A 13,903-nucleotide genomic window follows, 5' to 3' on the forward strand; every position below is an offset into this window, starting at 1 on the left:
CAGGTTAGGTTAAACTACTAATTATAGAAAAAACTCCACAAATTATTTTATGTGGAATACTTTTGAAGAAAGGGATGTTTCACGAGAAACACCCTGAACAAGGGACACTGTTCTTGTTTTTAAGTTGTATAAATCGTCGAGGCTGTCGCAATGGTATGCCACTGGTTGGCTGTTGTGGCGGCAAAGTCTTTGTCTGCGTAAAAGTCAGTAAATGGCAGAATTTCCACTTCTAACTCATCTATGCGATCAAGCTGACCAGCCAGATAAGACTCGATGCGGCTTTCTGCTCGTTTGATGCGTTGCAAGAGTCCACCCATACGGATATCAACTGTATCCAAGCCAAAGACCTTGTTTTCCTTCAACCATTGATGGCTAAAGAGCTTGTGGAAGTTTTCAACCTCACTTCTGAGTTTTGGCAATTCTTCTCTGGCAATTTGTTTCAAGCTGTCTTTGTCATCCGCTTGATAGGCTTGGCGAATGCGTCGTCCTACATCTACTTTACTGCTTAAAATAGCATTCAATTGGACCTGAGTTTCAAAGAGGTAGGCATAGTTGCCAGCTTTCTCTTTAATGTCAGCAAGAATCTCGGCTGCCTGAGCGAAGTGCGGTTTGTCCTGTTCAGGAGTCATGTGTCGGTCAAGAATCGGACAGAGCACATCCTGATAAAAGATATAGCGATTGGGATTGATGCCACTGAGATTGCCTGGTAGGTCTGGCAAGAGGTTAGCAAGGTCAATCTGCATAAAGTCCTCAACCGATAGACCTGTATTGGTCTGGAAGTGAGCAGACAAACGGTCTAGGTCATTGCGATAGCTGAGTTCTGCCCAGATTTGCAAGCTTGGTAGGATAGAGAACTGAGCTGTTTCTCCACCATTGTCTCCCCAACCCGTCACGATGACTTCTTTGATATCATTAGCACGACAGGCTTTATTAGCTTCGACTGCGATGAGACGGCTGAAATGGTTATTGGGTGTGAAACCAATCCACTTCCAAGCACCACCTGCAAAGGCAAGGTCATGGCTAATCTTGTGATGGTTTCGGAAGTTGCGGTTATATTTTTCCTCGCTATCCTGGTAGTAATCCCAGTAAACCAAGGTTACACGATCTTTGAGACGGTCTAAGTAAACACGAGTTTCCTCTGGAATTTCAACATCACGGTCGTACTGGCCATCTGCCGACATGAGTTTGAAGAACATATCGCTCCACATCTGGCAGTGGAATCCATATTTGTCTGCAATATCCAGCACACGCTCCAAGTGTTGGCACATGAGGAGACTACGATCCACAACACCGTTCAGAATCAAGTAGCGTCCCAAACCAACCAAGTGGGCTTCGTCCATCCCGATATTGACCTTGCGAGTCTTCAGTTTAGATAGCGTCGCAAACATGCCATCAATCAGGTTATAAACCTTTTCTTCTCCAATGAGAAGAATATCCTCTACATCACGGAGTTCCTGCACTTCTTTGACACCCCATTTGACAAAGGCTGACAAGTGGGCCAAGGTCTGAATGCAAGGCACAAAGGTCATGTCAAACTGTTGGGCATAGGCTTCGATTTCCTGCAATTCCTCAGCTGAGTAGGCTCCACGGAAATAGCCAAAGTAAGGTTGTCCTTCAATCTGGTAGGTGTCTTCCATGTAAAGCTCAAAGGTTGAATAGCCCATGAGAGCCAAGACCTCAATCATCTGCTTGGCAGATGCCACATTCAGCACCGCATTTCGCGAACAGTCAGCCATATAGGCTAAATCTTCATATGCTGCCTGTTCTTCAATCTCGACCTTGTCAGATTCTGCTAGAGCCGTTGCCAACAAGGACAAGGCGCGATAGAGTTGGTGAGGTTTGCGGTAGGTCAATTGATAATGACCACTCTCACCCTTGATAGAGATAGAGGCTTGGTCAGACTGAGTGACATCTATCTCTACATCTGGCAAAGAAATGTGACCGTTTAAAACCTCAATAGTTTGCGCTTGTTTGTCACTAATTCCTGTAAATCTTACCATTGGTTTTCCTCCTGTAGCCAGTTGACAAGGGCACCGTAGAGATTGGCATCTGCATGATAGGTGCAAGCTTGGATAACTGGTGCGACCGTGTATTCTTCGTAGGTTTCGACAAATTCATCGACAGCTTTTTGAACACCTTGGATAAAGTCGGGATTCTGACTGATAGATCCTCCCAGACTAATGACATCTGGGTCGATGAGATACTGAATATTGAGCAAGCCTTGCGCCAGATTGCAGTTCATGCGCTCAATGGCTTCTTGACAAAGGGCATTTCCTGCTGCGGCCTCTTGATAAATCTTGCGACCGTCCCAGTCAGTCTGACCAGATTTTTCAATCACGTAGCGCACCATATTTCCAGTTGACGCTAGTTGCGACCAGTTGTTAAGCTTTTCAGCAGGGGCAAGGATTGTCATGTAGCCAAATTCCCCACCCAGACCGTGGCGACCTCGGTGAAGTCTCCCATTGATAATCATGGCCCCACCAATCCCTGTACCAATCACGACACAGGCTGCATTTTCAAGTTCTGTATGAGCTAGCAATTCACTAAGTCCAACGCAGTTGGCATCATTCTCTAGATGGACAGGCAGCTGATGATGGGCAAGGGCTTCATACCAAGAAAAGCCGTGGATGTAGGGCACGGCACTGAAGCCATCAATCACACCTGTCTCTTGATTGACCGCACCTGGAACACTCATCGCAATCCCACTATAATCTTGTTCTGACAAGCGTTGGTCTAGCCAAGCTATTAAATCCTCTAAGTTTTCTGGTGTTGGGATACTTGTCTTATCCAATATTTTCCCATCAGGAGTCAGACTTGCAAACTTAATCCCAGTCCCTCCGATATCAATCGTTGCAATGGTCATTGTTTTTACCATAAAAAGGGGCGAATCAGCAGTTAGTTCTTACCTTTTCGCCCCTCCTTTCTTTTTATGTTTACTTTTTGAAATTAAATTTCTTCTTTTTTGATGAATTCTGTACGAATCTCTTGTGGTGAAATGAGGCCTCTATGAACTGGGTATGGTCGTTCAAGTAGGTCAAGGAAGAGATGTTGACTTTCCGGTACACGTACATTTTCACTACACATATTGTAGTAACGAAGAACATAGCCTTCTTCATTTTCAGCGACCTTAAAGGCTGTTGGGCAGATTTGCGGTATGCTGAGAACAGAATGGCTCAAGAGGCTACCAGTCGCAGCCACGCTTCCTTCTTGTTTAGCAAGCTGAAGGCTAGTAAATGGTGTCTGCAAGGCTTTAGCACGACGATAGGCTGAAAAGCGTTCTTGGGCTTGGTGGCATTCAATCGCAAATTCGACTTCAAACTCACGCAAGCACTGAGCTTCTGGTGTTGGGAAGTAGCCCCAGTCACCCAATTCACCTGATGCACGCAAAATAGTCACGGCAATGGTGTCGTCTCTAAGGATTTCGTATTCATTCAATCCCTTGTTGGATACAGTCACACCTTTTTCATCGTCATACAGACTGACAAAGGCTTGTTGGTGTTGAGGATTTTCAGGATTTTCCCATGAAGCTGCTGGTTTGTTTGGTCGTGTCACCACCTCATAGATGCTTTCAGAATCATTGCTTGGACGCGTGTTATGAGTTTTGACCAGGAGACGGATACGATGATCTTTGGCAGTGTTAGTAAAGCGAGTCTTGCAACGGATTTGTGGATTATCAACGAAGACAGTCATCTCAGTTTCCAGAGGAATGCTTGTCAATTCTTCTGAACGTCCAGCCTCACGCTTCATAAACTCGATGATGCCTTTTTGCTCTTCTTCTAGTTTTTCATCCGCACTGACAGGCACAGTCAATTCATGTTTGAGCAAAATCTTAGCATAACGAGCTGTGTTTTCCAAGACCTCGTAGCCCTTAAGCTCTGCATAGATAGGCTCTGTTCCTTTTGGTTGGAAATAGATATACTCGTTTCCGATGTCACCACGGTCTTCGAAGCGGATAAAATCTTCATAGGCTTCGTGAGTTGTCTTGTCATAGACTGTGATGTTGTCATCCACACTCACCCTTACAAATGGCGTATCAATCAATCCGTTTTTGTAAATACCCTCACGGTGTTCTTGCTCTCCTTCCAGCAATTGGAAGGTTGTCCAAGAAAGTGGCGCTAGGTGAACTGGGATGGTCACGCGAACTTGTCGAGCGATACGAGCTTGGCGGAACTTGTCTTTTGGTAAATCATACTCAAAATTAGCCCCAAGGTCTTCGATCTTAGCCTCTACAGGACGACCATCCAAGTCCTCCACACGATAACTTGGCAAGGTTAAGGCAGCCATCTTCTTGTAACCTTCTGTTGGGTGCAATTCCTTGAAATCACAAGTAGCCACATCAATCACTGTGCTGACAGTATCGACCTTATCATGCAAGCCTGTGTTAATGACAGTAAAGAGATAATCACTTTGAGCCTTAGCCGTAGCAATTTTACCCTTCCACTCGTTAAGAAGATTACTCTTAACAAAGTTTCCTACTTGGTTGACCTTGGCAAAACGAGTTTCCATCTCGCGGTGAACTTCGTCCACGCTACAGCCACAGATACTATCATGCGGCGCGTTCTGCAAAAGTGTTTTCCAAGCATAGGTCAACTGGTCCTTGTGGTTATGACCCCCAGTGATAATAGTCAAGGGTTCTACAACTTGCTCTAGGAGGTTGCTATTTTCTTGGAAGGCTTGTTTGAGATAAATACGAGATGAAGAAGTGTTGGCAAGTGTGTACCAGCCATCTGTTTCCTGACTGGTCAACTCACCTGTAACCGTTGATAATTGCTCTGGTAGAGCACTTTCCACGGCTTGAACATATTCATCAAAGGAACTATGAACAAAGGTTACATCTGGGAAGAGTTCATTTGCCACACGAATGGCTTCACTCAAATTTTTCTGTACAGGCTGGTGGTCACATCCGTTCATCATCAACCATTGGTTAGTCGAAGCATAGGCACGCACGTCTGCCAGTTTTTGTTTCCAGAATGTCAAGGCCTCATCTTTATCAACTGGAATTTCATTCCCATTACTGTACCAGTTGGCAAAGAGAATACCTAAAACACGACTACCATCTGCACCCTGCCAGTACATTTCTGAAAACTGGGATGTAAACTGCTCATCTTCGAGGACTTGGTTATCAAATCCGATTGGTTTGACACCACGACCAAAGGCTGCCACGTGAATGCCTGATTTTTGAAGAATTTGAGGCGCTTGTCCCATATTTCCAAAGGTATCTGGGAAGTAACCAATCTGAGTAGATTTGCCCCATTTTGCAGTTTCTTGCTGACCAATAAGAGTATTGCGGACATTGGCTTCACTTGAAATCAAGTAGTCATCCTGCAAGATGTAAAATGGACCAATTTTAAGTTTGCCTTCGTCGATGTATCGTTGGACTTTGTCGCGATTTTCAGGGCGAATCTCCAAGTAGTCATCAAGGACAATGGTTTGACCATCTAAGTGGAAGCTCTTGAACTCAGGGTCATTTTCAAAGAGATCGAAGAGATTGTCAAATAATTCCACCAACTGCATACGGTGGCTTTCAAAAGGCAAGTACCACTCACGATCCCAGTGACTATGTGAGATAATATGTACGACAACATTTTCCATGAAGTAAAACCTCATTCTAAATTTAAATTTTTATTGTTAACGTTTTAAATGTAAATTTGTGATTCTTTCCAAGAATCAGTTGCGCTAAAGCGTGTTCCTTAGCGGATATCCAAGTAATCCAAGACCAATTCACAGAACATCATGTTAGCCCAAGAGAACCATTCACGAGAGTAGAGAGTTGGGTCGTCCACGTGGAAGCTTTCGTGCATGACACCTGTACCACCATCGCAAGCAACCAGCTGATCCAACAAGAATTTCTTCTCTGCCTTATCTCTTGTTGTCAAACCTTGGATAGAAAGGGCGATTGGCCAGATATAGCGATAGAAGGTATGAGAACTTCCGAGACCGCTAGCGTATTCTCCTTGGTAGAAGTATGGATTTTCAGGGCTCAGAATGGTACGACGAGTTGCTTGATAGACTTCGTCGTCAATATCGCAGTAGCCCAGATAAGGTGCAGCCAACAAACTTGGTACGTTTGGATCATCCATGATGCTAACATTTCCCAAACCGTCTACTTCAAAGGCATAAATCTTTTCGTCCTTGCTGTTGCTTGTGTAGGCGTAGTTTTCAATTCCTTCTTGGATTTCATCCTGGAGACGCTTAGCGTCTGTGATAACACTCTCGCTATCAGCTAGGTTTAATGCTGCGAAGATCTCTTGAACATAACCCAAGACTACTACAGCAAACATATTTGACGGAATCAAGTAGCTATACTGGCAACAGTCATCACTCGGACGAAAAGCGGACCAAGTCATACCTGTCACTGCAAAATCAGGGCCAAATCCATCATTTACTAGTGTATCTTCCTTACGGTCCGTATCTCGGACAAAACGATAAGGAGAGTTCTTGTGGTCTTGTTCCACCGTCCAAAGATGGAGAATTTCCTTAGTCGCTGCAACAAAAGTCTCATCAAACTGACTAGTCTCGCCAGTCTCTTTCCAGAGGAGATAAGCCAACTGCAAAGGATAGCAAAGCGAGTCCACCTCATACTTGCGTTCCCAAATCCAGCCATTAAGGTCGGTATGGTCTGTCTCGTGGTGACCCTTCCAGCTTTCCTCAATGTTGAAGGAATTGGCATAAGGATCCTTGAGTACCAAGGTCATCTGACGTTTGACCAAACCTGCAATGGTCTGACGCAGGAGGGGATCTCTTTTAGCCACATGCAGGTAGGGTCTGAGTTGGGCTGTCGAATCTCGAAGCCACATAGCAGGAATATCTCCTGTGAGCACAAAGGTTGAACCATCTTCTAGAATTTCAACAGTATTGTCCAAGGTATCTGTGTAGCAACGTTCAAAGACATCCACCCATTCTGGATGGTCCTTAGCCCGCTCTGCTACTTCATCTAGCCATTCTCTAACAATTTCTTTCGAATAAATCATCGTGCAGTATCCTCTTTCAAACAAGTTTCATTTTCAGTATATAGCTTTTGAGACAGAAAATACATACACAAATGATAGTCATTTTTCTACAAAATAGTTATCTTTAACACTCCTTTTCTAAAGGCTATCTTTTTCTGATATAATGTAGAAAAACAGCTAAAGGAAAGACTATGAAACCACTACTTGAAACCATCGATACCCGCTTTGGAACTGCCAGCAAGCATGCCTTTTCTCGGGGAAATACCCTGCCATATACAGGCGTGCCTTTTGGTATGAATTACTTTGTACCCCAGACCAGTGACCAAGAGGGATCTTGGTTTTTCGATCCGCATCTGCCTATCTTTCAGGGGATTCGATTGACTCACCAGCCCAGTCCTTGGATTGGGGACTACTCTTGGCTCCTACTGACACCTGTCACAGGCCAACTGGGTGGAGACAGCCTCTTCCATCGTCAGTCTTCTTATGACATAGATAAGGCCTCTTTCAAACCTCATTATCTGAATATTTTCTCCCTGCGCTATCAGATTGAAACCCAGCTCACACCGACTTGCTACGGTGCTTCTATTCGTTTGGAACAAAAGCAAGGCAAAGCCCTCTCTCTCTATCTTCACGCAACAGATGAACTGTCAGTAGAGCAAGTAGATAAGAGGAATCTTGCCCTGCGACAAGAAGGAAAAACTGAGAGCAACAAAAATCCACTGTTTATGTTTACATCCCTAAAAATGAATACGGATATTCTTGCTATCAGCCAAGAAGGTGGAGACTGGCGAATCGACCTGGCAGATAGCCATGCTGAGATTCAGCTAGCTACTTCTTTCATCTCTCCCTCTCAAGCTCTAATCAATCTACCTCAAGAAGATTTTGATAACTGTAAAGCAAATGCCCAAGCGGATTGGGAAAATCTTCTCCATCGTTTTGACATTATAGAGACAGGAGAGGCTGACCGAACCTTCTTTGACCACTGCCTCTACAGACTCTTCCTCTTTCCTCAAACTTTTTATGAGGTTGATGAATCTGGGCAAGCCATCCACATGGATCTGGCCACTTGTACTGTCAAACCCGGTGTTCTCTTCAGCAACAATGGTTTCTGGGATACCTTCCGGACCACCTTCCCCCTCTTTGCCCTTATCATACCGGAACACTATCACCGCTTTTTAGAAGGTTTTCTCAATAGCTACCGCGATACTGGTTTCCTTCCAAAATGGCTGGCCCCAGATGAACGTGGAATGATGCCAGGTACACTTTTAGACGGTATTATCGCAGATAGCGCCTGCAAAGACATGGCCCCCGACCTCGAAGAAGAACTCCTCCAAGCCATGCTTGAAACAGCCAGCAAGACCGACCCTCTCGTCATCAATGGCCGTCACGGACTAGCCCAATATCAAGAACTAGGTTACCTCTCTACAGACCACCACGAAAGCGTCAGCCATACCCTAGACTATGCCTATAGTGACTTTTGTATCGCCAGCTGTGCCAAAAAACTAAGAAAAACAGAAATCGCTGAAACCTACAAGGCCGCATCACAAAATTACCGCCATCTATTTGACGCTGAGACAGGTTACATGCGAGCGCGTGACAGTCAAGGCAACTTCCGCCCTGACTTCTCTCCTTATAGTTGGGGACGCGACTATGCCGAATGTTCAGCCATTCAAGCTACTTTAGGCGTCCTCCACGACATCCCAGACTTAATCCAGCTTATGGGTGGAAAAGAAGCCTTTAGCAACTATATTTTGAAAACCTGTCAAGATGCTCCCCTCTTTGAGACAACAGGCTATGGTTATGAAATTCACGAAATGAGCGAAATGGCTACCGCTCCATTTGGACAACTCGCTATTTCCAACCAACCGAGCTTCCACATTCCTTACCTCTTCCGCTACAGCGATTACCCTGACTACACTGCCCTTCTTATCAAGACTCTCCGTCAGACAGCCTTTCAGCCAAGTTGGGAAGCCTATCCTGGCGATGAAGACAATGGCAGTCTCTCAGCCTGGTACATCTGGTCAGCTCTCGGATTCTATCCAACCTGCCCAGGCAAACCAAGCTACGACCTCGGAATCCCTCTCTTTGATCACCTCCGAGTCTATCTGGCTAAAGAAGATAAATGGCTGGATATCCATACTAAACAAAACCACAGCCATTTTAACTTTGTAAAAGAATGCCGACTGGACAAAACCCTAGTATCAACTATTCAACACAAATACCTCCTAAAAGCTGAACAACTGATCTTTACACTTAGCTGGTTGCCAAATCACTCGTCAATTTCATGAAATGCAAAAATCTCCTAGCAGACTTTCCTGCTAGGAGATTTTCTTATGAGAGGTACTTGTTTAAGCTTTGAAAATCGGATTTATCATCTGATGTTTATCAAACAATCTACCAATTAAGCTTCTTCGTCTTCTTTACGACGACGGCCTGCAAGACCAAGACCAAGTAATGCACTTGCTGCAGCTGCTACCATAGCTACAGTAGAATCTGCTGTACCTGTATTTGGCAATTCTTTAGCTACTTTACGCGCATTTGCTTGTGCTGATGCTGCTTGAGTAGTAGCTGTATCTACAGCTGGTGTTTGAGCAGCTTGGTCGTTAGCTGGAGTTGCATGATCAGTTGATGAAGCAACTTTCGCCATAAAGCCTTCGATACGTTTAACCATTGCATCCACTTCTGCTTGACTTGCGTCTGCATTGGCAAATACTTTCTTAGCATCTGCTAATAATGCATTCGCTTCTTTTGCAGTTTCTGCATCAAGCTTAGCTGATTCTTTAACGATTAATTCATCTAATTGACGAATAGCACCTTCTAACTTCGCTTTATCCACTTTTGCATCAGTGTTAGTTGCTCCGTTATTGCCAGAAGTTCCGTTACCGTTACCACTGTTATTGCCGCCACCATTTGATGGTACATATGGACGTTGTTTGAAGATATCTTTAGCTACGATTGTGTAAACTTTACCATCTTTAGTAATTACAGTTGCATTTCCTGCTTTGTCGAAGATAACTTCTACTACATCAGCATTTGCTCCTTTAATCTTAGCTTTTGCAGCTTCTTTTTCTGCATCCGTTAAGTTATTGAAGTCTGCTACTGTTTCTTTTTCGAAGTCAACATTGATGTTTTCACCATTGTTCTTAGCTGCAACATCTTTAGCATCTTTAACTAATTGAGCTGCTGGAATTGTTGCTGTCTTACCTTCTGGGGTTGTAACTGTTGCGTTTCCTTTATCGTCTACTACTACAGTTGATCCTGGGTTGACTGCTTTAATTGATTCTTTAACTTTTTCAATTTCATCAGCTGTTAATTTAGCTTTATCTCCAACTAACACTCTAGTTGCTGGTGTGTTCACACCATTTTGTTGAGTTGGATCAGTTAATTTATCTTCTGGAATTACTAAGTCAAGTTCTGGGATTACTAATACTGTTCCATCACCTTTAGTAACGATTACATCACCTTTATCATTTACTACTACAGTTGATCCTGGGTTTACATCCTCTACTGCTTTCTTAACTTTTGCTTTTTCTTCATCTGTTAACTTAGCTGGATCTTTTACTACTGTCTTAGTTGCTGGTGTGTTTGCTCCATTTCCTGCATTTGCTTTACCTGCGTCTGCTGCTGACTTAGTTACATCTGCTGCTGGAATGGTTGCTGTTTTACCTTCTGGAGTTGTAACTGTTACGTTTCCTTTATCGTCTACTACAACTTTAGATCCTGGATTTACAGCTTTAACTTTGTCTTCGATTGCTTTCTTCTCAGCGTCTGTTAAGTTAGCTGGATCTTTAACTTCTACCTTAGCTGCTGGTGTGTTTACTGCATTTCCTGCATTTGCTTTACCTGCATCTGCTGCTGACTTAGTTACATCTGCTGCTGGAATGGTTGCTGTCTTACCTTCTGAGGTTGTGACTGTTGTGTTTCCTTTATCGTCTACTACAACTTTAGATCCTGGGTTTACATCCTCTACTGCTTTCTTAACTTTAGCTTTTTCTTCATCTGTTAATTTGGCTGGATCTTTAACTTCTACCTTAGCTGCTGGTGTGTTTACTGCATTTCCTGCATTTGCTTTACCTGCGTCTGCTGGTGATTTAGTTAAGTCTGTTGTTGGAATTACTACTACATCACCTTCTGGGGTTGTGACTGTTGCGTTTCCTTTATCGTCTACTACAACTTTAGATCCTGGGTTTACTGCCTCAATTGCTTCCTTAACTTTAGCTTTTTCTTCATCTGTTAATTTGGCTGGATCTTTAACTTCTACCTTAGCTGCTGGTGTGTTTACTGTATTTCCTGCATTTGCTTTAGCTGCGTCTGCTGGTGACTTAGTCAAGTCTGTTGCTGGAATTACGGCTGTCTTACCTTCTGGAGTTGTAACTGTCGCATTTCCTTTATCATCTACAACTACTGTTGCACCTGGGTTTACAGCTTTAACTTTATCTTCGATCGCTTTCTTCTCTTCTGGAGTTAAGTTAGCTGGATCTTTAACTGCTGTCTTATCTGCTGGTTTAACGATGTCGTTACCTGCATTTGGTTTAGTTGCAGTTTCTGGATCTTTCGTCAAGTCTGCTGCTGGAATTACGGCTGTCTTACCTTCTGGGGTTGTGACTGTCGCATTTCCTTTATCATCTACAACTACTGTTGCACCTGGGTTTACAGCTTTAACTTTATCTTCGATCGCTTTCTTCTCTTCTGGAGTTAAGTTAGCTGGATCTTTAACTGCTGTCTTATCTGCTGGTTTAACGATGTCATTACCTGCATTTGATTTAGTTGCAGTTTCTGGATCTTTCGTCAAGTCTGCTGCTGGAATTACGGCTGTCTTACCTTCTGGGGTTGTGACTGTCGTATTTCCTTTATCATCTACAACTACTGTTGCACCTGGGTTTACAGCTTTAACTTTATCTTCGATCGCTTTCTTCTCTTCTGGAGTTAAGTTAGCTGGATCTTTAACTGCTGTCTTATCTGCTGGTTTAACGATGTCGTTGCCTGCATTTGGTTTAGTTGCAGCTTCTGGATCTTTCGTCAAGTCTGTTGCTGGAATTACGGCTGTCTTACCTTCTGGGGTTGTAACTGTCGCATTTCCTTTATCATCTACAACTACTGTTGCACCTGGATTTACAGCTTTAACTTTATCTTCGATCGCTTTCTTCTCTTCTGGAGTTAAGTTAGCTGGATCTTTAACTGCTGTCTTATCTGCTGGTTTAACGATGTCGTTGCCTGCATTTGGTTTAGTTGCAGTTTCTGGATCTTTCGTCAAGTCTGCTGCTGGAATTACGGCTGTCTTACCTTCTGGGGTTGTGACTGTCGTATTTCCTTTGTCATCTACAACTACTGTTGCATCTGGGTTTACAGCTTTAACTTTATCTTCGATTGCTTTCTTCTCAGTATCTGTAAGTTTTTCTGGATTTGCTACTACAGTCTTATCTGCTGGTTTAACGATGTCGTTACCTGCATTTGGTTTCTTAGTATCTTCAACAGTACGTACTAATTCTTCTACAGGAATAACTTGTGTTTGACCATCTGGAGTTGAAACTTTAGCATTTCCTTTGTCATCAACTACTACAATTGAGTTTGGATTTACAGCTTCAACTGCTGCTTTAATTTTCTCCTTCTCAGCATCTGTCAACTTAGCTGGATCATTTACAACTACTTTATCCGCTGGTTTAACGATATCGTTGCCTGCTTTTGGATCATTTGCTGTAGCTGCAGTTTTCACTACTTGCTCAGGAGTGATGATTTCTTTGTGCCCATCTGGAGTTGTAACAGTAACATTTCCATCTGCGTCTTGAGTAATTTCTTTAGCATCTGGATTTACTTTCTTAACAGCTTCTAAGACCTTAGCTTTTTCATCATCTGTTAAAGCACTTGGATTATTTACAAGAACTTTATCAGCCGGAATATTCACTTCACCTACAGCTTTAATAGCCGCTTTATCTGACTCTTCAATTCCATCAACAGCTTCTGATGTTTTAGCTGCATCTACAGATTTCTTAGCTTGATCTGCGATTGCATCTACTTGAGCTTTAAGATCTTCTTTAGCTTTAGGAGTTAAGTCTGTACGTGCATCAATTGCTTCTTTCTTAGCTTTTGCTTCATCTTCAATTGCTTTACGTGCATTTGGCTTATCTTCTACAACAGGTACAGATTTTTCGATTTCACCTTCAGCTTCTTCTTGAAGTTGCTTAACTTCTGCATCTGTTCCAGCTTTATCGATTTCTTTCTTAGCTCCTTCTGCTAGAGCTTTAGCTGCATCTGCTGCAACTTTCTTCTCATCATCTGTAGCATCTGGAGTGTTAGCAATGTCTTCCAATTGTTTTGCTAATTTATCTTCGATGGCTTTCTTAGCTACTGGTTTAGCTTTGGCTTCTGGATCTACAGCTTTAACATCTGCTACACCTTTATCTTTAGCACCATCTACTGCTGTTTGAGCTTCTGCTGCTTTCTCTGGTGTTTCTGCGTTGCTTGGTTGAGCATCGATTGCATCTGTTGCTTCCTTAGCTTTCGCTTGAGCTTCTTCTTTGGCTTTAGCTTTCTCTTCATCTGTGAGGTCGTTACGGCCAGCAATTTCTGCTTCTTTAGCTTTCAATTCATCCGCAACTGCTTTCTTAGCTGCTTCTTTAGCTACTGGGTTAACTTTGGCGATTTCACCAGTACCAGCTTCTTTAGCTTTATCTACTTCTGCATTGCTTGGTGCTGCATCAATTGCTTCTTTAGCCTTATCTGCTGCATCTTTAGCTGCATCTTTAGCTGCTTTCTTCTCGTCATCTGTCAAGTCTGTACGAGCGTCAATTGCGTCTTCCTTAGCTTTAAGAGCGTCATCAATAGCTTTCTTAGCTTCTGGTTTAGCTTTGGCTTCTGGATTGATTGCTTCAACTGCTCCAGTACCAGCGTCTTTAGCTGTATCTACTGCTGCATCTGTTGTTGCTGCATCAATTGCTGCTTTAGCCTTATCTGCT

At 43.3% G+C, this 13,903-nt stretch carries 6 protein-coding genes; 1 reads left to right on the plus strand and 5 read right to left on the minus strand.

What is annotated here, in order from left to right; all coding sequences use genetic code 11:
• Positions 1–119: 119 nt before the first annotated feature.
• The 4 genes from HT731_RS03820 to HT731_RS03835 form a co-directional block, all read right to left on the minus strand.
• Positions 120–2,000, minus strand: a complete 1,881-nt coding sequence (locus tag HT731_RS03820) for a beta-N-acetylhexosaminidase (protein WP_173277701.1) — start codon at positions 1,998–2,000, stop codon at positions 120–122.
• Positions 1,994–2,863, minus strand: coding sequence for an ROK family protein (locus HT731_RS03825; protein ID WP_033680938.1), 870 nt, complete (start codon positions 2,861–2,863; stop codon positions 1,994–1,996). Before HT731_RS03825 ends, HT731_RS03820 begins: the two co-directional genes overlap by 7 nt.
• A gap of 83 nt (positions 2,864–2,946) precedes the next feature.
• Positions 2,947–5,592, minus strand: coding sequence for an alpha-mannosidase (locus tag HT731_RS03830; RefSeq protein ID WP_173277703.1), 2,646 nt, complete (start codon positions 5,590–5,592; stop codon positions 2,947–2,949).
• 98 nt (positions 5,593–5,690) lie between these two features.
• Entirely contained in the window at positions 5,691–6,971 is a 1,281-nt protein-coding gene (locus HT731_RS03835) for a glycoside hydrolase family 125 protein (RefSeq protein ID WP_173277705.1), read from the minus strand.
• 170 nt (positions 6,972–7,141) lie between these two features.
• Here HT731_RS03835 and HT731_RS03840 point away from each other — a divergent pair, with 170 nt between their 5' ends.
• A complete protein-coding gene (locus HT731_RS03840) occupies positions 7,142–9,238 on the plus strand; it encodes a GH92 family glycosyl hydrolase (RefSeq protein WP_173277707.1) in 2,097 nt (698 codons plus the stop codon).
• 113 nt (positions 9,239–9,351) lie between these two features.
• Here HT731_RS03840 and HT731_RS03845 read toward each other — a convergent pair.
• Positions 9,352–13,903 (minus strand): DUF1542 domain-containing protein (locus tag HT731_RS03845; protein WP_173277709.1); only part of this gene is annotated, 4,552 nt, incomplete at its 5' end.

The sequence above is a fragment of the Streptococcus sp. k-163 genome, from assembly GCF_013277555.1.
Classification (GTDB): Bacteria; Bacillota; Bacilli; order Lactobacillales; family Streptococcaceae; genus Streptococcus.

Bases quoted from the DNA above. Each gene is read 5' to 3' on its own strand.
- HT731_RS03830 (WP_173277703.1), bottom strand. From the start codon at position 5,592: ATGGAAAATGTTGTCGTACATATTATCTCACATAGTCACTGGGATCGT.
- HT731_RS03835 (WP_173277705.1), bottom strand. From the start codon at position 6,971: ATGATTTATTCGAAAGAAATTGTTAGAGAATGGCTAGATGAAGTAGCA.
- HT731_RS03825 (WP_033680938.1), bottom strand. From the start codon at position 2,863: ATGACCATTGCAACGATTGATATCGGAGGGACTGGGATTAAGTTTGCA.
- HT731_RS03820 (WP_173277701.1), bottom strand. From the start codon at position 2,000: ATGGTAAGATTTACAGGAATTAGTGACAAACAAGCGCAAACTATTGAG.
- HT731_RS03840 (WP_173277707.1), top strand. From the start codon at position 7,142: ATGAAACCACTACTTGAAACCATCGATACCCGCTTTGGAACTGCCAGC.